Origin of the sequence: Alcanivorax sp. (assembly GCF_002726155.1) — a bacterium.
Lineage (GTDB): Bacteria > Pseudomonadota > Gammaproteobacteria > Pseudomonadales > Alcanivoracaceae > Alcanivorax.
In genome coordinates, this window is the sequence record NZ_PBSH01000020.1 from 1 (window position 1) to 26,984 (window position 26,984).

Below are 26,984 nucleotides of genomic sequence, written 5' to 3' on the forward strand. Positions count from 1 at the left end.
ACTGAAGTTTCTAGTTTTCGCCATCGTCTTCACCTGATTCATTATGTGAGTGATCATACACTCAAAATCAGGTGGCCAGATTTACTATGCCACTACAATAAAAGGACTTAACGGCCAGGTGCACCTGGTTATTCACCGTTGGGCCCAGCCTAGCTGCAGGCTCCAATGAAGGAGAAAGAAAGGCAAGATTTGAGGAATCATCGGCCATACCACTCAGATGGTAAGGCAGCCACTCAAGGAAACGATCATAGTCGGAAACAGTTATCCCGGTGATTTCCTTACTGTTTGAGTGGAGGTAAGTCCCAAGACGAGCAACATGACGTGCATATGCCTGGATTGTATTGGGAGAGAGATTGATCTGTTCAAGATGCACGATCCAATCACGAATCTCGTCTACTGGGTTTCCGTGATCATCTATAACGGTCCATGAATAGTTAGAATCATCAAATCGGATCTTTACGAGTTCCAGCACAAGCTGCTTCCATGCAGAGTGGACAAGGTGTGCATATACTGACTGGCCATTCTGAGAAGCTCAACTACATCCTCATAATGTACACAGTGGACATAGACATGCTTGGTGTCTATATTAACATAATATACATTATGCATAGTTATCTATGCTCTCACTTGATCTAATCCAGCCACGGCGGATGACTGCCAATACGCTCGATCAGGAAATCGATAAACACCCTGACCTTGGCCGTCAGTACGTTGGATTTGGGATAGACAAGCCATAACGCAGGCTCTGCATCCATTCGATATTCTGGCAGCACCTGAACCAGGCTGCCTGCAGCCAGCTCCTTATGAATGCTCCATAATGAATGTATTGCAATGCCGGCACCGCAGCGTGTGGCAATCTTATAGCTGAGTCCGTCGTCTATGGTGAGTCGGTGTCCGGGCACGCGAGTATTAAATTCTCCACTCTTTCCGTCGAGGCCAGTCAGTTTGATGCTGGATGCAGATTTGAACGCGATCAGTTGGTGATTTACCAGGTCATCCGGGCTTTCAGGTGTGCCGTGGGTGGCGAGATATTCCGGTGAAGCGCAAAGCATCCGTTTGTCCGCAGCAAGCTTTCGCGCATGAAGATTACTATCTGGCAAAACAGCATTGCGTAAAGCCAGATCAAAGCTCCCCTGTATCAGGTCCAGTTCCATGTCAGACAGCCGCAAATCCAGGCTGATTCCCGGATGCAATGCCAGAAATTCGGGAATTAACGGAACAATGAACTGTTGCGCGAAAGTGCTGGATGCCGTGAATCGTAGATTCCCGGAAACCGTTTCATTGCCGTAGCCCAACGCCGCCAGTGCGGCGTTTTCCTGAGCCAGAATTTCGCGGGCATAAGGCAGGAATTCTGCCCCTTCCACAGACAGCGCCACCTTACGGGTAGTCCGCTTCAACAAATCTGCGCCAACGCCCTTTTCGAGCTTTGCCAGCTTGGCGCTGGCGACCGCCGGAGGCATGCCCAGCTCGCGCCCTGCGGCACTGATATTGAGCTTCTCAGCGGCCAGGACGAACAGCTTTATCCCTTCTGTGTCCATCTTTATATCCGAAATACGAATACTGAAACCCAATAGTGCCCATTTATACGTGTTAAGCGAAGCAATATGGTTGCTCCAACGAAATAATTTCCGTCCCACAAAGCTGGAGCAAGTCATGAAAGCGATGGTTCTCAATCAATATGGTCCCGATGCCAGGTTTGAGCAGGCAGAAATCAACACCCCGCAAGCGCAAGCGGGACAGGTGATTGTCCGTGTGGCAGCAGTCAGCGTTAATACCGTGGACACGATGATTCGACAGATGGGCGTGGATCTCCTCCCCCTTTCTCCTGAACTTCCTGCTGTTCTGGGCATGGACTTTGCCGGGACTATTGAATCGGTGGGAGACGGCGTAACCGGTTTTGCCCCGGGGGATGATGTCTACGGGTGTGCCGGTGGTCTGGCAGATTTGCAAGGTGCCTTGGCCGAATACATACCGGCGGATGCCCGCTTGATTGCTCACAAACCCAAAAGCCTGTCCATGCGTGAAGCCGCCGCCCTCCCCCTTGTAGGCATTACGGCCTACGAAGGCCTGCAACGTGCAGGTGTCGGTGCCGGGCAGAATGTCCTGGTTCACGGTGGCACCGGCGGTGTCGGGCATGTGGCGGTGCAGCTGGCCGGGTATCAGGGTGCCCGGGTGTTCACAACAGTATCCGGCGGCCAACCATTTGAAATTGTCCGTGGCTACGGCGCGACCCCTATTGATTACAAGAAAAACAGCGTGGCTGACTATGTCACTGAACACACTGACGGAGCCGGTTTTGATGTGGTTTTCGATTCCGTGGGTGGCGCCAATATGGCGAACAGTTTTGAAGCGGCCGCATTGAATGGTCAGGTTGTTACCACGGTTGCGATGCTGGAGCTGGATCTGAATCCAGCCCATTTCAAGGGGCTCTCAATTCATGTGGTGTTCATGCTGATCCCAATGCTGCACAACCATCAACGTGAGGACCATGGCCGGATTCTGGCTAATCTGGCAACGATCGTTGACGAAGGTGCGCTCTCCCCTCTTCTTGATGAGCAACGTTTCAGCTTCGACGAGGTGGGGCTTGCCTACGAACGCCTGACCAGTGGCCAAGCCACCGGAAAGGTGGTGGTGGAAATCTGATTTCAGACCCTTTAACCACGGTTCTAACCGCGTTTTCAGACGTGGTCACTTCGGGCCGGTGCCAATCCATTTGGGTTTCCGGTCCGGCATTAGCGCACTGATAAAACACTTGTGTGCACTGGAAAGCATCGGCTGCAAAAAGGGTAACCCACAGGGAAAATAAGGCCATACGGACGTAAACGATTCAGATTTGCATCTCAGCTCCCAGAAACGTTAAATCCCCCTGTCCGGCTTGTTCATTGTACTTTTGGGGTCACTCCATCCTATGTCCGCTTTACGCCTCTGCCTGCTCGCCATTCTGGCCCTCCCCTTGCTGGCTCTAGCAGCAACACCTGTCACCGTTGCGACTGTTGAGATGAAACAGCCTGTCCGTGAGTTGCTGATTAACGGGACACTTGCTGCCGATCAGTCTGCACGCTTATCGGCGTCCGTATCCGGTCTGGTTGACCGTGTTGGCGTGGATATTGGCGATACGGTTGGGGCTGGCGATGTGTTGCTGGAACTGGATGCAGAGTTGAATCAATTAACCCTTCAACAAGCACAGGCGAGTTATCGACAGCAGGCCGCCACGCTGAATGATGCAAAACGGCGCCTCACAGAAGCCAACTCGCTAAGCCGCAGTATTGCGGCCAGTGAAATTCGTAGCCTGCAAGCGGAAGTGGAAACCAGCACAGCCTCCCTGGCTGCCACCCAGGCGGAAGTTTCACGGCAAAAAGCGCTGCTCAAGCGCCACACGCTGTCTGCCCCTTTTGCCGGCGTAATCAGCGCGAAACTCACAGAAGTCGGTGAATGGGTTACACCAGGAACACCGGTGCTTGAATTGGTTGGCAGTAATACCCTGCATGCAGACTTTGCCGTTCCTCAGCGTTATTTTTCGCAAATCAGCCGGGAGACGCCGCTAACCATTCGCTTGGAAGGCGCGACAGCCAACCGGCCAAACAGCACGGCCCAAACGGACATTCAGGCCGAAATTGCCGCCATCGTACCGGTAAATGACCCGTCGGCACGCACCTTCGTGCTGCGTGCCAGCTTGCCTTCCAAGGGGCTGACACCAGGCATGGCCGTGTTCGGCAACCTGGCCATCCAGTCATCCAGCGCTGAGCCCGTAGTGCCCCGGGATGCCCTTCTCCGTGATGTTCAGGGCAATGTGTCGGTCTGGGTGGCGGTCCCGGAGGGCGACGCCTTGATAGCCAGTCGCCGGGCTATCAAGGTTCGGCCCGGGCAGGCTGATCCGGTGATCGTTCAAGAGGGCTTGAGCCAGGGTGACAAGGTCGTTATCCGTGGCAACGAAGGGCTGCGTGACGGTGACCAAATCCGGGTGACGAACTGATGTTTGAGCGGATTGTTCGTAACGGCACCTTGATGACGGTGATCGTCCTGATCATCACCCTGCTGGGCATTCTCGCCGCGCTGCGTATTCCGGTGCAGATGATTCCGGACCTGGAGGTTCGCACGATCAGTGTGCTGACCCGCTGGTCCGGGGCCACGCCCCAGGATGTGGAGAAAGAAATTCTGATTGAGCAGGAAGAATACCTGCGCAATCTGCCCAATCTGCGTCGCCTCACGGCAACTGCCTACAGTGGCGAAGCGGAAATCGAGCTGGAATTTCCCTTTGGCGTAGATATTACCGATGCGTTGATCCGGGTGAACAACGCGCTCAGCCAGGTGCCGGCCTACCCGGATACGGTGGACCAGCCGCAGATTCTTTCCTCCTCATTCTCCAGTAATTCCTTCATGTATTTCAGCGTCTATCCACAGCCCGGCAACCCCCGCGGGCTGGACATGGACATGATGCGTGACTTTATTGACGACGAAGTCCGCCCACGCATGGAAAGCGTGCAAGGCGTCTCCATGGTGGAAATGCGCGGTGGCGCAGAACGGCAGATCCAGGTGTTGCTCGATGCCCAGGCGTTGGCCCAGTTCGGCCTGACGGTGGTGGGCGTTCGCGATGCCCTGCGTGAGCGCAACCAGGATGTCTCCGGCGGTGAAGTGGATAGTGGCAAACGGCGCTACCTGCTGCGTACAGTGGGCCGATTCGAGAATCTGGATGATCTCAATGAGCTGATCTTGCTGCGTCAGGGCGATTCCCTCGTGCGTCTGCGGGATGTGGCGACCGTGGTTATGGATCACTTCCCGGTCCGGCAAATTTCCCGGTTCAATGGCAACCCGGTGATCATGCTGGCAGTGCGCCGGGAAACCGGCTCCAACGTGATCGATATCAAGCAGGAAATGTTGAAACAGGTCGCACTGATTAAAAAGGAGGTGCTGAAACCCGCAAGCATGGACATGTCGCTGATGTCCGATGACGTGCGTTACGTGGAAGCATCCGTGGCCAATGTGTGGATTAACCTGGGTATCGGTGCGGTGTTTGCTACCCTGGTGATGTTCCTTTTTTTGCGCTCAGTGCGCATTACTGCGGTCGGTGTCATCGGCATTCCGATCTGCACCATCGCCGCTTTCCTTGGGCTGCTGCTGGCCGGGCGAACCATCAATGTAATTTCCATGGCAGGCATTGCCTTTGCCATCGGCATGACCCTGGATAACTCCATTGTGGTGCTGGAAAGCATCGAGATGGAACGGCGCAAAGGCCTGGATCGGTTCCGCGCTGCGGTGAGCGGCATCCAGAAGGTCTGGCCGGCCGTATTTGCCTCCACCATGACCACGGTGCTGGTGTTCCTGCCGGTGGTCTTTATCCAGGAAGAAGCCGGGCAACTGTATTCCGATATCGCCATCGCCGTTTCCGCTTCGATTCTGGTATCCATGCTGGTGGCCATGACAGTCATCCCCACCCTTTCCGCCCGGCTGGATTTTGCCGCCGTGATGGAACATGACGGCGAACATAGCCGCTGGATGCAAGCAATCAACCGCTGGGCGACACGGCTATCAGCCACCCGCCCCCGTCAGCTTGCCACGCTGGCCGTTACGTTACTGATCGCCAGCGCTATCGTGATATTTCTGACTCCCCCGGCGGAATATCTGCCCGAAGGGGAAGAGCCCAAGACCTTCGCCAGCATGAATGCCCCGCCCGGCTATAACCTGGAAACCATGGCCGCAATCGCTGATGAAGTAGAAGCACAGTTGCTGCCATTGGTCGGCCAAGACCCGCAAGCCTATGACCGTGGCGAACTGGACATGCCGCCACTGAAGTACATGAACATGGGCGTCAGTGCCGAGAATCTGCGCATCATCGCTGAACCCATGGACCCGGCCCATATGGAGCCGATGATGGACGGGATCACCCAGGTTTACCGGCAATACCCTGGTATGCGCGCCTTCGCGGCACGCGGCTCGATCATTTCCAGCAACGATGGCGGCACCCGCAGCGTAACGCTGGATGTGGCGGGTAAGGATCTGGCTGAGATTTATGAGGTGGCCAGAACACTGTATCGAGAAGCGGAAGCTATCTTCGACAACCCGCGCATCCAGTCCCAGCCCGCCAGCCTGTCGTTGGCCCAGCCACTGATTGAGGTCCGTCCGATCTGGAGCCGCGCGGCGGAGGTGCGTTTCTCTACCCGAGATCTGGGTTATACCGTGGCAGCACTCACCGATGGCGCCTTCCTGGACGAGTTTTTCCTGGGCGATGACAAGGTGGATATCTACGCCTATAGCGATCGCACCGGCAGTAGCCCTTCGTTAACAACCCTCCCAGGCTTGCCAGTGCATACGCCCATTGGCGCAACGGTGCCGCTATCCTCCCTGGCGGACCTTCAGGAAACCGTAGACACCAGCGTAGTGCGCCGGGTGAACGGTCGCCGCACGGTGACGTTGAATATCATCCCGCCCCGTTCCGTGCCGCTGGAAAGCGGCGTGGCACAAGTGCGCGCCATGGTGCAGCAATTACGCGACGACGGGATCATCCCCGACACCATCAGCATCAGCCTGTCCGGCGCCAGCGACCAGCTTCAGGCCACCCAGCAATCACTCAGTGGCAACTATGTGGTCGCCCTGCTGCTGGTGTACCTGCTGCTGGTGGCGATTTTCAAGCACTGGGGCTACCCGTTGCTGATCATGACCACCATTCCGTTAGGCATTGCCAGCGGCTTGCTCGGCCTGGCGTTAATGAATGCGGCGGGGATCAGCCAGCCTTTCGACATGATCACCATGCTGGGCTTTTTGATCCTCATGGGCACGGTGGTGAACAACCCCATTCTGATTGTTCACGAAGCCACTCTGAATATTCGTGCCGGTAGCGGCGCTGCCCAGGCGGTCAGCGACGCGGTGGCATCACGACTGCGGCCGATTGCCATGACCACCATCACCACCGTGTGTGGCCTGGCGCCGCTGGTGCTCATTCCCGGCGAAGGCACTGAGCTCTACCGTGGTGTCGGTGCCATTGTTCTGTTTGGTCTGCTTGGCACAGCCATCGTGACGGTCACTTTCCTGGCATGCCTGACGGCGCTAATTTTGGGCCTGTCACGCAATTCCTGCCGGTAGATTCAAAATTATTCCACCTTCCCGTTGACCTCACCCCTTAAATTGCCCACAAAGAGAGTGTGCATTTAGACATAAAAGGGGTGGGGCAAAATGTCCTGCCTGGAAGTGTCGTATCCCTATCGCTATTTCTCTTATCGCGAAATAGTATAGCGATATACCCGTACGGTATTTATGGCTACTGCCCACTAATACCTCGGGCGCCCAGGCTTGCCGGTTAAGGCGCGAGCAACAGTCAGTGCGACTTGATCTGCATCAAAAAGGACCGCGTTTGTGCCTGCTACAGTCAGCTCGCACAAAAATCGGAAGGAAACGCACATGGAAAATGCTGTCGCTTCGCCGGATTACAACTACAAGGTTGTTCGGCAATTCACAGTTATGTCTGTGGTTTGGGGGATCGTTGGTATGGCTGTGGGGGTCTTCATCGCCGCCCAGTTAGCCTGGCCCGCCCTGAACTTCAATATCCCCTGGTTGAGCTTCGGCCGTTTGCGGCCCCTGCACACCAACGCGGTCATTTTTGCCTTCGGCGGCTCAGCCCTCATGGGCACTTCCTACTATGTAGTCCAGCGTACCTGTAGCGCAGTGCTGGCTTTCCCCAAGCTGGCGGCCTTCAGCTTCTGGGGTTGGCAGGTAGTCATTGTTGCCGCGGCCATTACGCTCCCCATGGGTTTCACTTCCACCAAGGAATACGCCGAGCTTGAATGGCCCATCGACATCCTGATCACGCTGGTCTGGCTGGCCTATGCGGCAGTGTTTTTTGCCACCATTGCCAAACGCAAGACGTCGCACATCTACGTGGCGAACTGGTTCTACGGCGCCTTCATCATCGCCATTGCGCTACTGCATGTGGTGAACAATCTGGCGGTGCCGATTTCCCTGATGAAATCCTACTCTGCCTATAGCGGCGCCATCGATGCCATGGTGCAGTGGTGGTACGGCCATAATGCGGTGGGCTTTTTCCTGACTGCCGGCTTCCTTGGCATGATGTACTACTACGTGCCCGTTCAGGCCCAACGGCCGGTGTATTCCTACCGTCTTTCCATTGTGCATTTCTGGGCGTTGATTGCCGTGTACATGTGGGCTGGCCCGCACCACCTGCATTATTCTTCCCTGCCCGACTGGGCCCAGTCCCTGGGCATGGTGTTCTCCATCGTGCTGCTGGCCCCCAGCTGGGGCGGGATGATCAACGGCATGATGACCCTCTCCGGGGCCTGGCATAAGCTGCGCACCGACCCGATCATCCGCTTCATGATCGTGGCGCTGTCCTTCTACGGCATGAGCACGTTTGAAGGCCCAATGATGGCCATCAAGACCGTGAACGCCCTGAGCCACAACACCGACTGGACCATCGGCCACGTGCACGCCGGCGCCCTGGGCTGGGTCGCCATGATCACCATCGGGGCGACCTATGTAATGGTGCCTCGCCTGTTTGAGCGCAAGCAGATGTACTCCATCGGCTGGATCAACACGCACTTCTGGCTCAGCACCATCGGCACAGTTCTCTACATCGCCTCCATGTGGGTGTCCGGCATTATGCAGGGGCTCATGTGGCGCGCGGTAAACACTGACGGCACCCTCACCTACAACTTCGTGCAGGAGCTGGTCGAGCGCCACCCGTTCTACATCATTCGCCTGCTGGGCGGGATTATTTTCCTGAGCGGCATGATCCTGATGGCCGTCAATGTCTATAAAACCGTCCGTGCCGAGCGCGACTGCCACGGTGAAGACAACGTGCAGCAGGCTGACTGAGGAGAACGACATGTCTAACGCTCATGAAGTAGTAGAAAAGAATGTCGGCCTCATGATTGTGCTGACACTGATCGCCGTCAGCTTTGGCGGGCTCGCAGAAATCGTACCGCTGTTCTGGCAGAAGGCGACCACCGAACCACTGGAAACGCTGGAACCCTACACCGCCCTGGAAATGGAAGGCCGGGATATTTATATCCGTGAAGGCTGCCACGTCTGCCACACCCAGATGGTGCGGCCGCTGCGCGCTGAAACCGAACGCTTCGGCGCGTATTCCGTAGCCGGGGAAGATGTGTGGGAGCACCCCTTCCTCTGGGGATCAAAGCGCACCGGGCCAGACCTGGCGCGAGTGGGGCTGCGCCCGATCACTGAGCAGTGGCACCGCGAGCACCTGCGCGATCCTCGACAGGTAGTGCCCGAGTCCAACATGCCCGCCTACCCCTGGTTACAGGAAACCCCGGTGGACTGGGATCTGACAGAACGCAAGCTGTCCGTATTCAAGAATGCCTTTGGTGTCCCGTACACGGATGAAGGTATCGCTGAACAGATGAGCAAGGTCAACGGCGAGTGGGCCAACGCCACCGAAGAAGACGCCCTGGTGGCCTACCTGCTGTCACTGGGACAGGAACGCAAGGAGGCTGTGCAATGAGCTATCACGCCCTGTTTACCCTGGTGTTCTTCCTGGCCTTTGTCGCCATGGCGGCGTGGGTGTATCGCCCCAGTCGCAAAAAAGATTACGAAAAACTCGGCTATATCGCGTTGGAAGCGGACGAGCGGACAGCCGGGAACCTTGATAAGGGGGACGAGCAATGAGTGACTTCTGGAGTTGGTTCATTATCGTCATCGTCGTTATCAACCTGCTGGGTTGCGGCGGCCTGCTGCTGTGGAATAACCAGATTTCTGCGGAGGAAGCCGCCAAGGAAACCACGGGCCACAGCTTCGACGGCATTCAAGAGCGCAATGCCCCTCTGCCCCGTTGGTGGCTGTTCCTGTTTATCGGCACGCTGATTTTCTCTGCGGTATATCTGGTGCTGTACCCGGGCTTCGGGAAGTTCGACGGAGTGCTGGGCTGGACCAGCGATAACCAGTACCAGAAAGAAGTAGCCGTGATGGAAAAAAGCACCGGCCCGCTGTTCGAGCAATATGGGCAGGTGGCCATCGAGGAGCTGGTGGAATACCCGGAAGCGTTGGCTGTAGGCGGTCGCCTGTTCGCGAACAACTGTGCCATTTGTCATGGCTCCGATGCCCGTGGCGCCAAAGGCTACCCCAATCTGGCCGATGACGACTGGCTGTACGGTGGCGAGCCGGACCAGATTGTTACCAGCATAACCAAAGGGCGCAAGGCAGCCATGCCGCCCATGGCCGCCGCCATCGGCAACACCGACGAAGCTGTACGTGACATGGCGCTGTATGTGCAAAGCCTGAGCCGTCCGGACCTGGCCAAGGACAGCCAGAAAGCGGCAGCGATTGAGCGCGCCAAACCCAAGTTCGCCATGTGCGCCGCCTGTCATGGGCAGGATGCCAAGGGCAATATCATGATGGGCGCGCCCAATCTCACCGATACCACCTGGCTGTACGGTCCGCGAGTGGAGGATATCGAATACACCATTCGTCATGGCCGCTCAGGGCACATGCCACCCCATGAAAGCCTGCTCAGCAAAGAGCGCATTCATGTGATCGCGGCCTACGTGTACAGCCTGTCTCAGGGCGCCAACTCCGCAGAATAATCTGCGGATCGGTTAACGCACGCCAGGCAAAGCGCCCCACCTACCCTCACAACACGTGAACGGCAGGTGGTGGCGGAATGGGTGTTAGCGGAGAGTAGTCATGTCGGACCCCAAGCGCATCAAGGTGACGGATGCCACCGATGGCGGCAGCGTAAGCCTGTACAGCAAGCGTGAGCGCATTCAGGTCAAATCCGTTTCCGGGCGGTTCCAGTTTATCCGCGACGTTACCATCCTGGGGACCATGGGTCTTTACATGATCCTGCCTTGGGTGCGCTGGGACGGTCAGCAAGCTGTGTTGTTTGATTTGCCGGGGCGCCAGTTCCGCATTTTTGGCGCCAGCTTCTGGCCGCAGGATTTTCTGTTGCTGTCGTGGGTTCTGATTCTGGCGGCGTTTGCCCTGTTTTTTGTCACTGTACTGGCGGGCCGCGTCTATTGTGGTTACGTCTGCCCGCAGACCACCTGGACCCGTTTCTTCCAATGGATCGAATTCTGGTGTGAAGGTGATCGCCACAGCCGCATCAAAATGGACAAGGCGCCCTGGACGGCCACCAAGATCATGCGCCGTGGCAGCAAACATGTGCTCTGGCTTTTCCTGGCCTTGCTCACCGGCATCACCTTTGTGGGCTATTTTTCGCCCATTACCGATTTAACCACCCGCCTGCTCACTTTTAGCTGGGGAGGCTGGGAGTGGTTCTGGGTTGGCTTTTTCACGGTGGCCACCTACGGTAACGCCGGGTTTATGCGTGAGCAGGTCTGCCTGTACATGTGCCCCTATGCGCGCTTTCAAAGTGTCATGTTCGACCGCGACACCCTGATCGTCTCCTACGATGAAAAACGCGGCGAACCCCGCGGGCGCGGCGCCAAGAAACGCCAACAAGATCAAGGCAGTGTCGTGGAGAAAGGTGACTGTATCGACTGCGGCATGTGCGTTCAGGTCTGCCCCACCGGCATCGACATCCGTGATGGGCTGCAGTATGAGTGCATTACCTGTGCGGCCTGCGTGGATGCCTGTGACGATGTCATGGACCACATCGGCAAGCCGCCAGGACTGATCCGCTACACCACCGAGAACGCACTGGATGGTTTGAAGTCGCGAATCCTGCGCCCCCGCTTAATCGGCTATGGCGCCATCCTGATTATCCTGGGCGGCGTTTTCATGGGTACGCTGTATACCCGTGTTCCCTTGCAGGTTGATGTGATCCGTGACCGAAACCAGCTGTATCGCACCGCCAGCAGTGGCGAGGTGGAAAACATCTATCGACTGGAAATTCAGAACAAGAGCCAAAGCACCCACCGTTACGAGCTCACCATGAAAGGCCCGGAGGGCCTGAGCATGAAGAACCGGACGGAATTCACCCTCGAAGGCGGCAGTAAATTGTCTCTGCCGGTGACCGTTAGCTACGACCCGTATGAAGTGGAAATGGCATCCGCCCCGATCTGGTTTACGGTAACGGCTCTGGACGACCCTGACCTGGAGAAACGTCATGAATCCCGATTCATTGCCCCAGGGCGATGAGCTCCCCTGGTACCGCTATCCCTTTCTTTGGCTGGCGATACTGCTGCCCGCCACCTCGGTGGTTGGCGGCCTGACGCTGCTGTATATCGCCATCGTTAATGCCGATACGCCGGTGGTGGATGAATGGTACAAGGAGGGACGTTCCATCAATCGCTCTGTGGAGCAGGAGCGTCTTGCGGCACGCCTGGGTATTCGCCTTGAACTTGCCCAGGTGGGGGCTGGCATTCAGGCGCGCCTTAGCAGCGAGGCGGGCATTCCCATGCCCGACACCCTGAGTGTATCCCTGCGCCACCCGACTCTCCCGGAGCGGGATGTCACCCTGACTCTGGAACATATCGAAGGCGCCCTGTACCGCAGCGACGGCACCCTCCCTCACGACGGTCGCCGCGCCGCTACGGTGACCGCCTCTGGCGATCACTGGCGTTTGTATCAGACTGTCATCACGCAAGGCGATAACCTGACATTAGGGAAAACCGCCACACCATGACCTCAGCCTGCTGGCACTGCAGCAACCCGGCCCCGGCCGGCACCTTTTCAGCGCAAACGCCTGATGGCCCCCGCGACGCTTGCTGCCCGGGGTGCGCCGCAGCCATAGAAACCATTTATGGCTTGGGCCTGGATGATTACTACCTGATGCGCCAGGATGCGGCACCACAGCCGGACGATCAGCGCCGGGCGTTGGATTGCGCACTTTTTGCGGTGCCAGAACTGATCGCTCCCCACCTCGCCAGTATCCCCGACGGCCAACGTCTGAAACTGCAGCTGGGCGGCCTTACCTGTGCCGCCTGTAGCTGGCTGATCGAGAAAACGGTTAGCCAGCAACCCGGCGTGCTACGCACTAGCGTCAATCTGGCCAGCATGACACTGAGTGTGGACTACCATGAGCAAGCGGACGCCAAGCTGACTGCTCAACGGATTCAGGCACTGGGCTATACGGTAACTCTGCCCGGCGACCCCCGTGCCCAGGTCGCCGAACAGCGTGCGCACAAGCGATTGCTGGGCCGGCTGGCATTGGCAGGGCTGGGCGCCATGCAGGCAATGATGTATTCCACCGCCCTGTATATCGGGGTATTCGACGGCAAGGACGCGCTTTACGAATGGGTGTTCCGGCTCGCCAGTTTTGTCGTTGCCACGCCGGTGGTGTTTTATTCCGGGTGGCCGTTTTTCCTGGGGGCCTGGCGTGGCCTCAGGCAAGCGCGCCTGACCATGGATGCGCCCATTGCACTGGCATTGCTGCTGGCCTGGGCTGGCAGCCTGGTCATGATGGCAACCGGCGGCAAACACGTGTATTTCGATTCCGCCGCCATGTTCGTGTTCTTCTTGCTGGCCAGTCGCTGGCTGGAGCAACGCCAGCGCATGACAATCCAGCAGGCCTACCGTCGAGTCAGCGACACCCTGCCCCAGGCCGTTCGCCGCCTTGATGGGCAGCAGACTTCGCACTGGATCAGCGCCCGCCAAGTGGCCAAGGGCGATCGTTTGCAACTGATCCAGGGCGACATTGTCCCGGTAGATGGCAGGCTCACCGAGGGGCGTGGCGCTTTCGATGAATCCGCTCTCAATGGCGAGCCTTTACCGATAAATCGTGTCGTCAACGATCCTGTGCATGCCGGCAGTCGCCTGGTGGAAGGCAATGTTGTTGTCGAGGCATCCGGATCCGCGTCCTCCAGCCTGGTCGCAAAAATTGCTGAGCAGGTGGAGCACGCCCAACATGAGCGTGTGGAAGTAGTCAGGGACTGGCAACGCATTGCGCCACTGTTTACCGGTGGCATTCTGTTGCTGGCCGGGATGACCTTTGTCTGGCACTGGTCCGCGGGGGCGGCGCTGGCGTTTGAGCATACTCTGGCCGTATTGGTGGTGACCTGCCCCTGTGCGCTCGCCCTTGCCGTTCCTCTTACACTCTCATCAACACTGGGCACAGCCTTGCGCGAAGGCATACTGGTGGCATCACCCCGGCAACTTCTGCGCATTACTGCCGTAAAAGGTGCGTTATTTGATAAAACAGGCACTCTTACCACTGGCCAGTTTCGCATCGTCGATAGCAGGACCGTTAACCACCGCGGCTCACCTCCTGTCCCGGAAGACGGCCTTCTCGCCATTGCCGCCGCACTGGAGTGGAACAACCCGCACCCCTTGGCCAAGCCATTCCAGCAATATGCTCGCCACCCCGCTCTTTCATCACTGCAAGCGGACCATACGGGTGTCACAGGAACACTGCATGGCAACACCTGGCGCATGACTGGCGCGCCTGAAATGGCACGGCCCGGCACAACCTGTCTGCAGTTGCTTTGCGATAATGAAGTACGGCTTTACACATGGCTGCAGGATCCAGTGCGCGCAGAAGCCAATGCCGTCGTGAAAGACCTGGCTTCTCTGGGCATCGTTTCGCGGCTGGCCAGTGGCGATAACGCCCAGGCCGTGGACACTGTCGCTGACAAGCTTGAAATTCGCGAGCGTCGGGCCCAGCAGCGCCCCGCTGATAAAGCCGCCTGGCTGACGCAACTGGAAAGCACTGCGCCGCAAATGATGGTCGGTGACGGCATCAATGATGCCCAGGCCATGGTCGCCGCATCGGTCTCCGTCGCGACGGGTAATGCGACCAGTCTGGCTCAGCGAGCTGCAGGGTTGTTTTTGCTGCATGACTCCCTCAGCGCTGTCCCTGCCCTGCCCCGCCTTTCACGGCTTTGCCAGCGCACTATTCGCCAGAACCTGGCCTGGGCATTGCTTTACAATGTTCTTGCTGTCCCGTTTGCGGTCAGTGGTTTGCTGCCGCCCTGGGCGGCAGCGCTGGGCATGTCTGCCAGTTCGCTTCTCGTCACATTCAACGCCACCCGGGTGACTCGATGGAAATTGTCTTCCTGCTGATTCCGCTAGCCCTGCTGTTTTTGGGTGGTGCCATCGCGGCCCTGTTCTGGGCACTGCGTAAGAATCAATTTGATGATCTGGATAACGCGGCCTGGCGAGTGGTGTTCGAAGATCGGGAACAGCGCAAGAAAAGCCGCACCATAAACGGCGCAAAGCAGGAAAAAGCTGACGCCCCGGTGGATGGCCAGAAACCGCAAGAGAGCCCGCACGATGACCTTTGATTCCCTGGGGCCCTTGATTGCCAGTGCCGCCCTGATTGCCAGCGCAGGCTCCGTGCATTGCATTGGTATGTGTGGCGGCATCAGCAGCGCACTGACCTTTTCCATCCAGGAATCACGCCGCCAGGGGGTGGCATTGTGGGGATGGCAATTACTGTTCGGGCTGGGGCGAGTGGGGACCTATTGCGCCCTTGGCGCATTAGCTGGCGCACTGGGCGGGTTGTTTCTGGAGCAACTCCCCGGCCCCACCATGGCCGTGGGACTGGCTTTATCAGGCACGCTAATGTTGCTGCTCAGCCTTTATCTGCTGGGCCAGGGTGCCTTACTGCAAAAAATCGAAAAAATAGGCCAACGATTGTGGCGAGCGCTGCAACCGATGACTCGCAAGCTGATGCCCGTCGATCATCCGGCTAAAGCCCTGGCGTTAGGCGCACTGTGGGGATTCCTACCTTGCGGCCTGATCTATACGGCCCTCGCATTAGCTGCCACCGCCGGGTCGGCATTTGCCGGCGCGCTAGTCATGCTTTGTTTTGGGCTTGTTACGGTGCTTCCAGTGGCAACAACCGGGGTGCTGGCCTCCCAGCTACAACGTTTTCGCCGCGGCGCCTGGCCAACCCTGGCAAGCCTTCTCACTGCCTGCCTTGCGCTAGTGTTTTTTTGGCAGGCCTGGAGCATGACGCAGCACAACCATGGCTCACATAGCATGCCAGCGGCCACCACGGCCCCACTGAATGACTCACGAACGCATCAGCCGCATGAGCATCACGCCCACCCTTGATCTGGATCAAATCACGTCCTGCGGGCAGGGGGATAATCAGCAACATGTTGGTGTGCGGCCGCAGGAGGCGTCCATGGTTAGCTGGAATACATCGCTCATTCGTCAGTACGGCAACCCTGGCCCCCGTTACACCTCCTATCCTCCTGCAACCAGTTTCCATGCTGACATCAGTGAAGAGGACTTCTGGCTGGCACTGGATGAAGGCAATGTGGCACGGCGCCCGTTATCGCTGTACATGCACATCCCTTTCTGTGACAGCGTCTGTTATTACTGTGCCTGCAACCGTATCGTCACCGCCAACAAGGCTCGCGGAGCGGAGTATCTACAGCTGCTGAAGCAGGAAATTAAACGCAAAGCCACGCGAGTGGATAAGCGGCGACCGGTGACCCAGATGCACTGGGGCGGCGGCACGCCCACCTTTCTCAATGACGGGGAGCTCACTGAGCTGGTATACGATCTGGCCCGTCACTTTAATCTGCGTGATGACGAGCGCAGTGACTATGCCATCGAAATTGATCCCCGCACGGTGGATCAGTCCCGTCTGGGGTTGCTCCGCGGGCTCGGCTTTAACCGGGTAAGTCTGGGCGTGCAAGATCTTGATCCTCGCGTGCAGAAAGCAGTCAACCGTATCCAGCCCTATGAACTTATTCGGGACACCATGGCCTGGAGCCGGGATTTCGGTTTCCGTTCTATCAATACAGATCTGATTTACGGGCTGCCCTGGCAATCGGAATCGAGTCTGGCGCGGACACTGGAGCAGCTATTGGCGCTCCGGCCAGACCGTATATCACTGTATAACTACGCCCACCTGCCTTCACGGTTCAAGATCCAGCGGCAAATCCAGGCACAAGCACTGCCTGGCCCGGAAGAGAAATTACGCATGCTTGCTCGGGCGGGGAAAATGCTTCAGGAGCAGGGCTACTGCTATATCGGCATGGACCATTTTGCGCTGGAGAATGACAGCCTCTCAGTAGCGCAGAAAAACGGCCTTTTGCATCGCAACTTTCAGGGGTACACCCTCCATGGCGATGCCGACCTGCTGGGGCTTGGCGTGAGCGCCATCAGCCAGCTTGGCAACCTTTATGCCCAGAACCACAAAGCACTGGATGAATGGGCCTCCGACCTGAAACAGCGGCACCTGCCGATTGATAAAGGTTTCATGCTCAATCGCGATGACCAGATCCGGCGGGCACTGATCATTCAGCTGCTGTGCGACCTGTCGGTGGAGATGTCCACGTTCAGTGAGACCTGGGGCATTAATTTTGCCGATTATTTTGCCGATGCCCTGTCTGAATGGGTGACATTCGAAGCACAGGGTCTGGTGGCCGTGGAGAAAGGCCGATTGCACATTACCGAAAGCGGGCGTCTGGTCAGCCGGGCCCTGGTGATGCCTTTTGACCGCTATACCCCACGACAGCAACAAAACCGGTTCAGCCGGATTATTTGACCTTTATTCTACTATTTTCACTCTATACTCTAAGAGTGACGCTTTACGCAGCGATCAACCGGAGTCAAACCGTGTCTCATCATGTTTCCTGCAACGACTGTAGCCTTAGCCCCATCTGTCTGCCCTTGGCGGTGGCGCCGGCACAGCTGGATCAACTGGACCGCATTATCCACCGTGGCCGCCCACTGAAACGTGGTGATCACCTGTTCCGTGCCGCCGACGGGTTCGATTCCGTCTACGCAGTGCGTTCGGGAGCATTGAAAACCTATGTGGTCAGTGATGACGGCGAGGAACAGGTCACCGGGTTTTACCTGCCCGGTGAGGTGCTGGGCATGGATGGCATCAGCACCGCACACCATGTTTCCAATGCCAAGGCACTGGAGACCGCTACCGTGTGCGAAATACCCTTCTCTCAGCTGGAAACCCTGTCGCAACAGATTCCCTCACTGCAGCATCATTTTTTCCGCTTGATGAGCAATGAAATTCGGGCAGACCGGGAGCTGCACATGCTGCTGGGCAAGAAAAGTGCAGAAGACCGCGTGGCCTCCCTGTTGCTATCACTGTCAGCCAGAAACCAGCGCCGTGGACTGAGCGACAATATCTTTCGTCTACCCATGTCCCGCTATGACATTGCCAACTACCTCGGCATGGCAGTGGAAACCGTCAGCCGTATTTTTACCCGTTTCCAGCAACAGAACTGGCTGCGCGTTACTGGCCGTGAAATTGAAATCCTTGATCGTGCTCGCCTGTGCGGCCAGAACCACGACCCTGCATTGGAGCTCACACAGTGACAGCCCCCGTCGTCGCGATCCTCGATCGCAATCTTAAAGCCGACCAACCCGCCCTGAGCAAGGCGCAGCACATCGCGGCTGCGGCCGGGGCGCCGTTGCAGATCATCGTCAATGCTTACTCTTCCGCCATGGTGCGTGCCGTTGGCATAGATGCCGAACGCCAGCAGGCGGCCAGGCAGCAGATCAGCAAAGCCTGGCACAAACGCGCCACCGCACTGCTGGGCGAAGACGCAGGTGAGATCCTGGTTCTTTGGGAAAAAGACAGCATGGACGGGCTTCGCAAGGCCATACTGGCTCAGGCTCCGTCACTGGTGGTGGTGCATACCAGCGACGACAGCGCTCTGCGTCGTCACCTCTTTACCCCACGGGACTGGCAATTAATTCGCAAGGCGCCCTGCCCGGTGCTTTGCGTTCATAACCGGGAGTGGAATGCCACTCCTCGTATTCTTGCCGCGCTGGATCCGGGCACCGGGGAAGCCTCCGATGACCGGCTCTCTGTGCGGGTACTGGAAGGCGCACGCCAACAGGCCGCCTTGCTTGGAGCTCAGCTCACGGCATGCCACGTGCTCGATGAAATGGATGAAGGCCTGATTATGGTGGCGGGCGAAGCCATTCCGGATTACACCGGCAGCATGGAAAAAGTACGCGCCTACCATCGGGACAATTTCTTTCAGTTCGGGGCCGCCCAGGGGTTGGATCAGGACCAGTTGGTGACACTGAACGGGCCCATTGCCCATAGCTTGTCCAGCTACTGCGACAAGGAAGATGTGGATCTACTGGTACTGGGTACCGTCCACCGCAACCTGCCCGAACGGTTACTGCTCGGCTCCACTGCTGAATCCGTGATTACTCGCGCCAATGCCGATGTACTGGTGATCAAGCCTGACGATTTTCAATCGCCCTGGCGCGACAATGACGATGATCAATGACGCTCACACTAGAGAGGCTCCATGATGTCAGATAAAAAGGACTTTACCGCCCGCGCCCGTCAGCAACTTGAAGATTGGGACTATCAACTCGATCGCCTGTCGGCACGGTTGAACGATTTGCGTGATGAATGGCGCGAAGAGGCCCGGGAAAAACTCAACGAAATGAAAGGCCGCCGCAGTGAATTCGAGGAAAAACTGGAGCGCCTGGAATCCCATGGTGATGACGCCTGGGATGACATCAAGGCCGGGCTTGAAATTGCCTGGGATGGCCTGAAAACCGGTTTCCTTGCCGCCAAGAGTGAATTCGAGGACAACAAGAAACATTGAGAGCTCATGAACAGATGACGCGGGCACCTAGACCGCGTCATCGCTGAGTGCCGCTCAGGCACCCTGCTCTGCCCTGCGAAACACCGGTTTCAACGCGGTGGACTCGGACTCACAATAGTGATAGCCCGCCACATCAAACTGTTTCAATTTGGCCGGATCCTTCAGCCCTTTCCTGATGATCCAGGCTGCCATCAATCCCCGCGCTTTCTTCGCGTAAAAACTGATAACCTTGTACTTGCCGTTTTTTTCGTCCTGAAAAACGGGCTCGATGATGGTGCCGGCGACATTTTTCTTTTTGACCGACTTGAAGTACTCGTTGGACGCCAGATTCACCAGGGCATCGGTTTTGGCTGCCTTCATGTCCTTATTCAGCACGTCGGTAATGGTGTCGCCCCAAAAGGCGTATAAATCCTTGCCGCGAACGTTATCCAGTCGTGTGCCCATTTCCAGCCGATAAGGCTGCATCAGGTCCAGTGGGCGCAGCACCCCATACAAGCCGGAGAGCATACGGAATCGCGACTGGGCATCATTGAGCTGGTTGTCAGTGAACGACCCAATATCCAGACCGGTGTACACATCGCCTTTGAAAGCAAACGCCGCCGGGCGCGCATTTTTCTTGTTGAAGGGGCGAGCCCACAAGGAAAAACGCTCTGCATTCAGATGGGCAATTTTGTCACTAACACTCATCAGGCTGCTGATATCTGCCGGCGAAAGCTGGCGTGCACGCTCAATCAGCACCTCGCTATGATCAAGCAAGCGGGGTTGCGTGGCTTTCAGTGCCGGTAATTCACTCTCGTAATCCAGCGTTTTTGCCGGCGAGACAACAATCAACATGCCCTTCTCCTTTACATATGCCTGCTGGGATTATATGAATCAGGAAAGGTCAGGTCTGCATCTGTGGAGGATAAATGCGCCTATTGCTTGTATTAACTGTGGTTATCGCGGTCTCTGCCCTGTTATGGGGGAGCTGGCAATGGGGCCGGCGTCCGTTTTTGCTGATCGCCAGTCTGGTGCTGGCCGGTCTGATCGTGCTGGCCGTCGGTGTCTGGCAAGGCGGCAAGGATGATCAGGTGTATTTGCCACCCAAGGGGGTGGAGCTGGCCCTTTCGGAAATTCGAGACTCGGAATCCGGCGTGCGCCTCAGCGGGACGGTTCGCAATGAAGGCAAGCAGGATGTTGCCGCACTTTCACTGCAGGCACAGGCGCTGCATTGCCAGTCAGCGGAGGATTGTCAGGTCATTTATCAGCAGCCCATTACTCTGCAGATGTATCTACCTCGCGGCAGTGAATATCAGTTTGCGGTTGTAAGCCGTCACCCGGAGGAAAAAACGCGGGTGGATCGCTGGCAACTACAGGTAGTGGAAAAGCTGGCCTACCCGGAACAGGAATAAGGCGCGCGAGACCGGGCTGGCATGATCTGGCATGAATCGTCACAATGCGGCTTCCAAACTCCCAGGAGTCATTATGGCATCACTGATTCCCGGCCAGCTCACCCCCATCGGCGACCACGCCTGGCGGGTACTGGCGCGCAACCCGGGCATGATGACCGGGCCAGGCACCAACAGTTATTTGTTTGGCAGGGACAGCCTTACCGTTATTGACCCCGGTCCGGAAGACCAGGAGCATCTGCAGGCCCTGTTGCAGGCCGCCCGCACTCTGGACAAGCCGATCACCCAGGTCATCGTCACGCACACTCACCGTGACCATTCTCCGGGTGCACTGGCTCTGGTGGCCGCCACAGGCGCCCGCTGCCTGGGCCCCTCTGTGCCGGATGACGGACTCCAGGATGAAAGCTGGAATGCGGATCGACTGCTGGGTGAAGGTGATACGGTCGACTGTGGCGGCGTCAGCCTCACCGCCATTGAAACCCCTGGTCATGTAGGCAACCACCTCTGCTACCTGAGCGAACAGGGTTTGCTGTTCACCGGCGACCACCTGATTCAGGGCTCCACCGTGGTCATCGCGCCCCCTTCGGGTTCCATGCAGGCGTACTTTGCGTCACTGAGAAAACTGCAGAATCGAGGCATCACCCTGATGGCTCCCGGCCACGGCGATGTAATCAGCCAGCCGGAGGACACCCTCTCCCAGACCCTGGCTCACCGCCAGAAGCGCGAAGACAAGGTCGTTGACTGCCTGACGGCAACAGCTCAGCCGTTGGCAACTCTGGTAACGGCGGTGTATGACGATGTACCGGTTTTTTTGCACGGCGTGGCACAGCTTTCGCTGAGCGCACATTTGATCAAGCTTGCCGCAGAAGGCAAGGCATCTGAAGCGACGGGCGGCTGGGCGTTGCCCTGACGCCCGACGCCGCGTTCCATCAAAGATCAGGACCAAAGGTCAGGCCACCCCCCCCTATAACCAGCCTTTTCGTTTGAAATACCAGTACGGTGCCATGCCGGACAACACCATCAACCCAATAGCCATCGGATACCCAAAACGGAAATCCAGCTCGGGCATAATCTCGAAGTTCATACCGTAGATGCTGGCAATCATGGTGGGCGGCAGGAACACCACCGCCGCAATGGAAAAAATCTTGATGATCTGGTTTTGCTGGATGTTGATGAACCCTTGGGCGGCATCCATCAGGAAGTTAATTTTGTCGAACAGAAAGGTGGTATGCGACATCAAGGTATCCAGGTCGTGCTGGATTTCCTCGCAGGTGCGCCGGCGAACCTTGTCCGCACGGACATAACGCTGAATGAAAGAAATGGAGCGCTGGGTGTCCATCAGGCACAAGCGGATTTTCCCGTTGGTATCTTCCAGTTGGGCCAGACGTTCGATGTCCTCTTCGAGCTCACCGTTTTCTTCTTCCAGCACGCTGTAACCAACCTTTTCCAGGTCACGGTGCACATCTTCCAGCGCATCTGCCAGGTTTTCCACTTTCTGATCCAGGATACTGAGCAGAATATCCATGGGCTGAGAAACCCTTACCCACCCCCGGCGCACTCGCAGGCGTAACAAACGAAAATCCGGCAGGCGTGAATCACGGAACGAGAGCAGCCGCCCTTCCTGCACCACAAAGGCCACCGTGGAAGTCCGGGCACGGCCTTCTGACTGGAACAGGAACAGGGAGTGAACGTGGAGGCCCTGCTCATCACTGAAAAAGCGGGCCGAGGCTTCAATTTCTTCCATGTCGTCGGAATCGGGCAGCTCGGCCTGAAGAAATTGCTGGATCAGATTCCGCTCGTCTTCCTCAGCATCAACCAGGTCGATCCAGCTGCCGGCTTCTGCCAGCGACGGCATGATGGTGTCCACATCCTTTTCGCGCAGAACACCATTTTCGATTCGAAAGATATGCAGCATGATGTTTCCCTGATCATCCTCGCCGGCAGCGGCCGGCAATCTTTGTAGAGCCGTTATGTGTTTACCGACAACCGGGCCCCAGGCTCGGCAAACTGCTTCTCTTATCGACCTGAGCAGCGATGCGCAGCTGCATCGCTGGGCGGGTTTGATGGGGCCATCGCAAGCAGACCACCTGCTGGCTACGTTAAGCCAGACTCTGGATTGGCAACAACCCAAGATTACCGTGTATGGGCGGCAGCACCCAGTCCCGCGGTTAACCGCCTGGCATGGCGATACCGGGCTGCGCTATCGCTATTCCGGGCATACGCACACGGCAACCGGCTGGCCTGCCGGGCTATTGCCGGCCAAGGCCGCGATCGAACGCGTCACCGGCAAAACATTCAACAGCGTGCTGGCCAATCTGTACCGTAATGGTGACGACTGCATGGGCTACCACAGCGATAACGAGCCGGAGCTGGGCCATGCGCCCTGGGTGGCGTCCTACAATCTTGGTGCCTGCCGCGAATTGACCTTCCGGCCGAAAGGCCCGGGCAGTCAGCGCCAGTGCCTGAGTGTGCCACTTCATCATGACGATCTTTTGTTGATGTCACCGGGCGTACAGGCCTGCTTTGAGCATGCCCTGCCCCGCCGCCGCAACCGGCCTGACCCGCGCATCAACCTGACCTTCCGCTATATCGTCCCTGACCAGAACCCGGATCTTTGAAACAGCGTCCTGTTTCACCACGGCTTTCAGGCAAAAAACAGGTAACTCAGGAAAATGGCGCTGACCAGCCCGGCGGCATCTGCCGCCAGCCCACACCACAGCGCATAGCGGAAATCACGAATCCCTACACTGCCGAAATACACGGTCAACACATAAAAGGTGGTTTCCGTAGAGCCCTGCATCACCGCCGCCATCCGCCCAGCCAGCGAATCCACTCCATGGGTCTGCATAACGTCCACCATGGCGGCCCGCGCCCCGGAACCGCTCAAAGGCTTGAGCAGGGCCACCGGCAATGCATCCACAAAGCGGGTATCCAGCCCAAGCGCGCCAACCCCGCTGCGAATGCCGTCCAGAAACAAGCCCAGCACGCCCCCGGCCCGAAGCATGGCAATGGCCGCCAGCATGGCCACCAGGTAAGGAATAATTTTTACCGCAAGCGTGAAGCCCTCCTTTGCCCCCTCTACAAAAGCATCGTAGCTATCCACCCCGGACCGCCAGGCGGCGATAAAGAACACACTCAAGACAAGCAGAAGAATGCCGTTACCCAGCAGGCTGGCGAACGTGTTGGCGGCCTCTGCCGGGGCCAGTAACACAACGGCGCCAAGCAAACCCAGAACCGCCAGCCAGACGCCCATTACCGTGAGCAATAGCGGGCTGGCCAGGGGAAGTTTTTGCACCCTGGCGGTAACAATTACGCCTACCAGAGTGGAAATGGTGGTTGCCATCAGCAAAGGCAGGTACACCAGCGCCGGATCTTCTGCGCCTTGCTGAGCGCGAAAAAGCAGTACTGTGACCGGAACCAGGGTCACCGATGATGTATTGAGCACCAGAAACATAATCTGGCTGTTAGTGGCGCTGCGCGGGGACGGATTGTCTTTCTGGAGTGACTCCATGGCTTTGAGGCCCAGTGGCGTCGCGGCGTTATCCAGCCCCAGCATATTGGCCGCCAGATTCATGGATACCGGAGCAGCCGCCTCCGGAGTTCGGGCAATACCTGGCATGACACGGACCAGCACCGGCGTCACCCAGCCGGACACCCGATCAGCCAGCCGGCTGGCTTCCGCCAGCCGAAACAGGCCGCTCCACAGCGCCAGCACCCCGACCAGCCCCAGGCTCACCTCTACCGCCAAGTCAGCGGATTCCCACAGGGCATTGATAAGACGCCCTGGTGCCTCCATGTCCCCGGCCATGAGCTGGATCACTGCCCCGGCGATACCCGCCAGGAAAAACAGGCTAAACAGTCTGTGCAAAGTATCTCCCGTGCGCTAGGGTCATAGAATTACGCCGATAGACGGCGCTAGGCACTGCAACTTCGTGCCATCACGATAGTCTACACCGATAGCCGGCGATTCAACCCTGAATGACCGCTCCCGGGCTGTCGGCTATACTGAAAAAAACTGTTTGAGAGCCAGTATGTCATTACTCCGTAAGCTGTTCCCTCTTGCACTTGCCCTGTTGCTGCTGGGCGGGGCAATCAAAGGCGGCGGCGCCCTTCACGACTCATCGCCGGATATTCAGGGCGACCTGAAGCCGACGGAAGAGCAACTGGAAGCGGCTGAAGAAATTGCTGACAAGCTCAAGTATCACTATCGCCAGCTCGATTTCGATGATCAGCTTTCCGAACAGGTACTGCAGCGCTACCTGAAAGACTTGGATCCCAATCGTCTGTATTTCCTGGCGTCCGACATCAAGGACTTTCAGCGCTATAACGAAATCCTGGATGACCAGCTGCGCAAGGGCCAACTGGAAGGCGGCTACACCATTTTCAATCGCTTCCAGCAGCGCCTGGAAGAGCGCCTGACCTGGTCACTGGAGACCATTGCCAATGACCTGGATTCACTGACATTCGATAGCGAAGAATCCGTCCGTGTAGATCGTGAAGATGCCCCCTGGGCGAAAGACAAGGCGGCACTGGATGAAATCTGGCAGCGCCAGCTGAAAAATGCGGTGCTGTCCATGCGCCTCAATGATTCCAGCGCCGAAGATATCCAAACGCGACTCACCCGCCGTTACGAGAGCCAGCTGAAGCGCATCAAGCAGAACACGCCTGAGGATGTGTTTCAGGTGTACATGAACGCCCTCACACAGACGTTTGATCCTCACACTACCTATTTCACTCCGCACAACTCAAAAAACTTCGACATCAGCATGAGCCGCTCACTGGAAGGCATTGGTGCGGTGCTGCAGTACGAAGACGGCTACACCAAAGTGGTGCGGCTGGTTCCCGGTGGCCCGGCGGCCAAGGGCGGCCAACTGAAGCCTGCGGATCGTATTGTCGGCGTGTCTCAGGATGAAGAAGAGCCGGTGCCGGTGATCGGCCTGCGCCTGGATGAAGTGGTCGACCAGATCCGTGGCCCAAAGGGCACCAAGGTGAACCTGGAAATCATTCCAGCAGGTAGCGCCAGCGAGCATGACACCCGCACAATCACCATTGTCCGCAACAAGGTGGTGCTGGAAGAACAGGCCGCCAAGAAAGACATTATCCACGTTGATCGCAATGGTCAGGACCTGAAACTGGGCATCATCGAAATACCCGCGTTCTACCTGGACTTCGATGCCTACCACCGTGGCGATCCGAAATACACCAGCACCACCAGCGATGTCGCCAAACTGCTGGTCGAGCTGCGCAAGGAGAATATCGATGGCCTGGTCATCGACCTGCGCAATAACGGCGGCGGTTCGCTGCTGGAAGTGAACAAGCTGGTCAGCCTGTTTATCAACCGGGGCCCGACGGTGCAGGTTCGTGAGTCAAACGGCCGGGTCAGTGTTGAAGGTGACAAATTCCCCGGCGTACTCTTTGCCGGCCCCATGGCGGTTATGGTGAACCGCTACAGTGCCTCGGCATCGGAGATTTTTGCCGGCGCCATGCAGGACTATGGCCGCGCGCTGATCGTCGGCGACCAGACATACGGCAAAGGCACCGTGCAAACCCTGCTGGATCTCAATCATGGCAAGCTGAAGATGACCAATGCCAAGTTCTATCGGGTGTCCGGCTCCAGCAACCAGAACCTGGGCATCGTGCCGGATGTGGATTTGCCCTCCCTGGTGGACAAGGACGACGTGGGGGAAAGCTCTCTGCCCAACGCCCTGCCCTGGGATGAAATCAAATCGGCCAATTTCCAGCGCGTCACCGATTTGGTGCCTTTCCTGCCACAACTGCGTGAGCGCCATGAAGAACGCACGGATAGCGACCCGGAATTTGTCTACGTGCATTCCCTGCGTAAATTGCTCGACGTGAACCGCAACCGCACGGAACTCTCGCTGAACGAGAAAGCCCGCACTCAAATGCAGACCGAGTTCGACAAGGAGCGGCTGGCCATCGAAAACAGCCGTCGCCAGGCCCGCGATGAAGATCCCCTTGAGAGCATCAAGGAGCTGCGCACCCTGGAAGAACAGCGAGCGCTGGATCCGGAAAGCCATGATGAAGCCATGGACGAAGACCCCTACGTTCGCGAAACTGGTGAAATTCTGGTGGATTACATGGATTTGCTGCGGGAAAACCAGGTTGCCCGCAAAGGCTGATTTCAGCCAACGCACAGACCATGGAAATAAAAAACCGGCTT

General features: G+C 57.5%; 25 protein-coding genes. 20 read left to right on the forward strand and 5 right to left on the reverse strand.

Annotated features, from left to right (window positions below; genetic code table 11):
• Positions 1 to 67 precede the first annotated feature (67 nt).
• Both CL546_RS06170 and CL546_RS06175 read right to left on the reverse strand, forming a co-directional pair.
• Complete coding sequence (locus CL546_RS06170; RefSeq protein WP_290493704.1) at positions 68 to 472, reverse strand: site-specific integrase; 405 nt, start codon at positions 470 to 472, stop codon at positions 68 to 70.
• 160 nt (positions 473 to 632) lie between these two features.
• The gene (locus CL546_RS06175) at positions 633 to 1,538 is read right to left on the reverse strand and encodes a LysR family transcriptional regulator (RefSeq protein WP_290493706.1); all 906 of its coding nucleotides are present in this window, start codon (positions 1,536 to 1,538) and stop codon (positions 633 to 635) included.
• Positions 1,539 to 1,653: 115 nt separating this feature from the next.
• Here CL546_RS06175 and CL546_RS06180 point away from each other — a divergent pair, with 115 nt between their 5' ends.
• The 16 genes from CL546_RS06180 to CL546_RS06255 all read left to right on the forward strand — a co-directional run bounded on the left by CL546_RS06180 (position 1,654) and on the right by CL546_RS06255 (position 19,415).
• Positions 1,654 to 2,643 carry a zinc-dependent alcohol dehydrogenase family protein gene (locus CL546_RS06180; protein ID WP_290493708.1) on the forward strand — a complete coding sequence of 330 codons (990 nt, stop codon included), beginning with the start codon at positions 1,654 to 1,656 and terminating at the stop codon, positions 2,641 to 2,643.
• A gap of 265 nt (positions 2,644 to 2,908) precedes the next feature.
• Entirely contained in the window at positions 2,909 to 3,973 is a 1,065-nt protein-coding gene (locus CL546_RS06185; RefSeq protein ID WP_290493710.1) for an efflux RND transporter periplasmic adaptor subunit, read from the forward strand.
• Positions 3,973 to 7,077: an efflux RND transporter permease subunit gene (locus tag CL546_RS06190; protein WP_290493712.1), complete on the forward strand. Its 3,105-nt coding sequence runs from the start codon at positions 3,973 to 3,975 to the stop codon at positions 7,075 to 7,077. The genes CL546_RS06185 and CL546_RS06190 overlap by 1 nt, the downstream gene beginning before the upstream one ends.
• Before the next feature lie 315 nt (positions 7,078 to 7,392).
• The gene (ccoN, locus tag CL546_RS06195) at positions 7,393 to 8,823 is read left to right on the forward strand and encodes a cytochrome-c oxidase, cbb3-type subunit I (protein ID WP_290493713.1); all 1,431 of its coding nucleotides are present in this window, start codon (positions 7,393 to 7,395) and stop codon (positions 8,821 to 8,823) included.
• A gap of 10 nt (positions 8,824 to 8,833) precedes the next feature.
• Complete coding sequence (gene ccoO, locus CL546_RS06200; protein ID WP_290493714.1) at positions 8,834 to 9,469, forward strand: cytochrome-c oxidase, cbb3-type subunit II; 636 nt, start codon at positions 8,834 to 8,836, stop codon at positions 9,467 to 9,469.
• On the forward strand, positions 9,466 to 9,633 hold the full coding sequence (locus tag CL546_RS06205) for a cbb3-type cytochrome oxidase subunit 3 (protein ID WP_290493715.1): 168 nt from the start codon (positions 9,466 to 9,468) through the stop codon (positions 9,631 to 9,633). The genes ccoO and CL546_RS06205 overlap by 4 nt, the downstream gene beginning before the upstream one ends.
• Entirely contained in the window at positions 9,630 to 10,547 is a 918-nt protein-coding gene (gene ccoP, locus CL546_RS06210) for a cytochrome-c oxidase, cbb3-type subunit III (RefSeq protein ID WP_290493716.1), read from the forward strand. Before CL546_RS06205 ends, ccoP begins: the two co-directional genes overlap by 4 nt.
• A gap of 100 nt (positions 10,548 to 10,647) precedes the next feature.
• On the forward strand, positions 10,648 to 12,063 hold the full coding sequence (gene ccoG / locus CL546_RS06215) for a cytochrome c oxidase accessory protein CcoG (protein ID WP_290493718.1): 1,416 nt from the start codon (positions 10,648 to 10,650) through the stop codon (positions 12,061 to 12,063).
• Positions 12,032 to 12,550: a FixH family protein gene (locus CL546_RS06220; protein ID WP_290493720.1), complete on the forward strand. Its 519-nt coding sequence runs from the start codon at positions 12,032 to 12,034 to the stop codon at positions 12,548 to 12,550. The genes ccoG and CL546_RS06220 overlap by 32 nt, the downstream gene beginning before the upstream one ends.
• Positions 12,547 to 14,925, forward strand: coding sequence for a heavy metal translocating P-type ATPase (locus tag CL546_RS06225; protein WP_290493722.1), 2,379 nt, complete (start codon positions 12,547 to 12,549; stop codon positions 14,923 to 14,925). Before CL546_RS06220 ends, CL546_RS06225 begins: the two co-directional genes overlap by 4 nt.
• Positions 14,904 to 15,146 (forward strand): cbb3-type cytochrome oxidase assembly protein CcoS, encoded by a 243-nt coding sequence (ccoS, locus tag CL546_RS06230; RefSeq protein ID WP_290493724.1) that lies wholly within the window; start codon positions 14,904 to 14,906, stop codon positions 15,144 to 15,146. Before CL546_RS06225 ends, ccoS begins: the two co-directional genes overlap by 22 nt.
• Positions 15,136 to 15,921, forward strand: a complete 786-nt coding sequence (locus tag CL546_RS06235) for a sulfite exporter TauE/SafE family protein (RefSeq protein WP_290493725.1) — start codon at positions 15,136 to 15,138, stop codon at positions 15,919 to 15,921. The genes ccoS and CL546_RS06235 overlap by 11 nt, the downstream gene beginning before the upstream one ends.
• On the forward strand, positions 15,875 to 17,368 hold the full coding sequence (gene hemN / locus CL546_RS06240; RefSeq protein WP_290493726.1) for an oxygen-independent coproporphyrinogen III oxidase: 1,494 nt from the start codon (positions 15,875 to 15,877) through the stop codon (positions 17,366 to 17,368). The genes CL546_RS06235 and hemN overlap by 47 nt, the downstream gene beginning before the upstream one ends.
• Positions 17,369 to 17,403: 35 nt before the next feature.
• On the forward strand, positions 17,404 to 18,159 hold the full coding sequence (gene fnr, locus CL546_RS06245; RefSeq protein ID WP_290493729.1) for a fumarate/nitrate reduction transcriptional regulator Fnr: 756 nt from the start codon (positions 17,404 to 17,406) through the stop codon (positions 18,157 to 18,159).
• Positions 18,156 to 19,088, forward strand: a complete 933-nt coding sequence (locus CL546_RS06250) for a universal stress protein (RefSeq protein ID WP_290493731.1) — start codon at positions 18,156 to 18,158, stop codon at positions 19,086 to 19,088. The genes fnr and CL546_RS06250 overlap by 4 nt, the downstream gene beginning before the upstream one ends.
• Before the next feature lie 21 nt (positions 19,089 to 19,109).
• Positions 19,110 to 19,415: a sll1863 family stress response protein gene (locus tag CL546_RS06255; RefSeq protein WP_290493732.1), complete on the forward strand. Its 306-nt coding sequence runs from the start codon at positions 19,110 to 19,112 to the stop codon at positions 19,413 to 19,415.
• A gap of 54 nt (positions 19,416 to 19,469) precedes the next feature.
• Here the strand turns inward: CL546_RS06255 and yaaA are convergent, their stop codons facing one another.
• Positions 19,470 to 20,249 carry a peroxide stress protein YaaA gene (gene yaaA / locus CL546_RS06260; RefSeq protein WP_290493734.1) on the reverse strand — a complete coding sequence of 260 codons (780 nt, stop codon included), beginning with the start codon at positions 20,247 to 20,249 and terminating at the stop codon, positions 19,470 to 19,472.
• Between the two features lie 74 nt (positions 20,250 to 20,323).
• Between yaaA and CL546_RS06265 the strand changes: the two genes are divergently transcribed.
• The gene (locus CL546_RS06265) at positions 20,324 to 20,806 is read left to right on the forward strand and encodes a hypothetical protein (protein ID WP_290493736.1); all 483 of its coding nucleotides are present in this window, start codon (positions 20,324 to 20,326) and stop codon (positions 20,804 to 20,806) included.
• A gap of 73 nt (positions 20,807 to 20,879) precedes the next feature.
• Complete coding sequence (locus CL546_RS06270; protein ID WP_290493738.1) at positions 20,880 to 21,713, forward strand: MBL fold metallo-hydrolase; 834 nt, start codon at positions 20,880 to 20,882, stop codon at positions 21,711 to 21,713.
• A 54-nt stretch (positions 21,714 to 21,767) separates the two neighbouring features.
• Here CL546_RS06270 and corA read toward each other — a convergent pair whose 3' ends face one another.
• Positions 21,768 to 22,718 carry a magnesium/cobalt transporter CorA gene (gene corA, locus CL546_RS06275; protein WP_290493739.1) on the reverse strand — a complete coding sequence of 317 codons (951 nt, stop codon included), beginning with the start codon at positions 22,716 to 22,718 and terminating at the stop codon, positions 21,768 to 21,770.
• A 55-nt stretch (positions 22,719 to 22,773) separates the two neighbouring features.
• Here corA and CL546_RS06280 point away from each other — a divergent pair, with 55 nt between their 5' ends.
• Entirely contained in the window at positions 22,774 to 23,421 is a 648-nt protein-coding gene (locus CL546_RS06280) for an alpha-ketoglutarate-dependent dioxygenase AlkB family protein (RefSeq protein ID WP_290493740.1), read from the forward strand.
• 26 nt (positions 23,422 to 23,447) lie between these two features.
• Here the strand turns inward: CL546_RS06280 and CL546_RS06285 are convergent, their stop codons facing one another.
• Positions 23,448 to 24,671, reverse strand: a complete 1,224-nt coding sequence (locus tag CL546_RS06285; protein WP_290493741.1) for a nucleoside recognition domain-containing protein — start codon at positions 24,669 to 24,671, stop codon at positions 23,448 to 23,450.
• Between the two features lie 163 nt (positions 24,672 to 24,834).
• Between CL546_RS06285 and CL546_RS06290 the strand changes: the two genes are divergently transcribed.
• Complete coding sequence (locus CL546_RS06290; protein WP_290493742.1) at positions 24,835 to 26,943, forward strand: carboxy terminal-processing peptidase; 2,109 nt, start codon at positions 24,835 to 24,837, stop codon at positions 26,941 to 26,943.
• Positions 26,944 to 26,984: the final 41 nt, after the last annotated feature.

What these genes read in the sequence shown, in the direction of transcription:
- CL546_RS06175 (WP_290493706.1), bottom strand. Translation starts at nt 1,538, where the DNA reads ATGGACACAGAAGGGATAAAGCTGTTCGTCCTGGCCGCTGAGAAGCTC.
- CL546_RS06180 (WP_290493708.1), top strand. Translation starts at nt 1,654, where the DNA reads ATGAAAGCGATGGTTCTCAATCAATATGGTCCCGATGCCAGGTTTGAG.
- CL546_RS06185 (WP_290493710.1), top strand. Translation starts at nt 2,909, where the DNA reads ATGTCCGCTTTACGCCTCTGCCTGCTCGCCATTCTGGCCCTCCCCTTG.
- CL546_RS06190 (WP_290493712.1), top strand. Translation starts at nt 3,973, where the DNA reads ATGTTTGAGCGGATTGTTCGTAACGGCACCTTGATGACGGTGATCGTC.
- ccoN (WP_290493713.1), top strand. Translation starts at nt 7,393, where the DNA reads ATGGAAAATGCTGTCGCTTCGCCGGATTACAACTACAAGGTTGTTCGG.
- ccoO (WP_290493714.1), top strand. Translation starts at nt 8,834, where the DNA reads ATGTCTAACGCTCATGAAGTAGTAGAAAAGAATGTCGGCCTCATGATT.
- CL546_RS06205 (WP_290493715.1), top strand. Translation starts at nt 9,466, where the DNA reads ATGAGCTATCACGCCCTGTTTACCCTGGTGTTCTTCCTGGCCTTTGTC.
- ccoP (WP_290493716.1), top strand. Translation starts at nt 9,630, where the DNA reads ATGAGTGACTTCTGGAGTTGGTTCATTATCGTCATCGTCGTTATCAAC.
- ccoG (WP_290493718.1), top strand. Translation starts at nt 10,648, where the DNA reads ATGTCGGACCCCAAGCGCATCAAGGTGACGGATGCCACCGATGGCGGC.
- CL546_RS06220 (WP_290493720.1), top strand. Translation starts at nt 12,032, where the DNA reads ATGAATCCCGATTCATTGCCCCAGGGCGATGAGCTCCCCTGGTACCGC.
- CL546_RS06225 (WP_290493722.1), top strand. Translation starts at nt 12,547, where the DNA reads ATGACCTCAGCCTGCTGGCACTGCAGCAACCCGGCCCCGGCCGGCACC.
- ccoS (WP_290493724.1), top strand. Translation starts at nt 14,904, where the DNA reads ATGGAAATTGTCTTCCTGCTGATTCCGCTAGCCCTGCTGTTTTTGGGT.
- CL546_RS06235 (WP_290493725.1), top strand. Translation starts at nt 15,136, where the DNA reads ATGACCTTTGATTCCCTGGGGCCCTTGATTGCCAGTGCCGCCCTGATT.
- hemN (WP_290493726.1), top strand. Translation starts at nt 15,875, where the DNA reads ATGACTCACGAACGCATCAGCCGCATGAGCATCACGCCCACCCTTGAT.
- CL546_RS06255 (WP_290493732.1), top strand. Translation starts at nt 19,110, where the DNA reads ATGATGTCAGATAAAAAGGACTTTACCGCCCGCGCCCGTCAGCAACTT.
- yaaA (WP_290493734.1), bottom strand. Translation starts at nt 20,249, where the DNA reads ATGTTGATTGTTGTCTCGCCGGCAAAAACGCTGGATTACGAGAGTGAA.
- CL546_RS06265 (WP_290493736.1), top strand. Translation starts at nt 20,324, where the DNA reads ATGCGCCTATTGCTTGTATTAACTGTGGTTATCGCGGTCTCTGCCCTG.
- CL546_RS06270 (WP_290493738.1), top strand. Translation starts at nt 20,880, where the DNA reads ATGGCATCACTGATTCCCGGCCAGCTCACCCCCATCGGCGACCACGCC.
- corA (WP_290493739.1), bottom strand. Translation starts at nt 22,718, where the DNA reads ATGCTGCATATCTTTCGAATCGAAAATGGTGTTCTGCGCGAAAAGGAT.
- CL546_RS06280 (WP_290493740.1), top strand. Translation starts at nt 22,774, where the DNA reads ATGTGTTTACCGACAACCGGGCCCCAGGCTCGGCAAACTGCTTCTCTT.
- CL546_RS06290 (WP_290493742.1), top strand. Translation starts at nt 24,835, where the DNA reads ATGTCATTACTCCGTAAGCTGTTCCCTCTTGCACTTGCCCTGTTGCTG.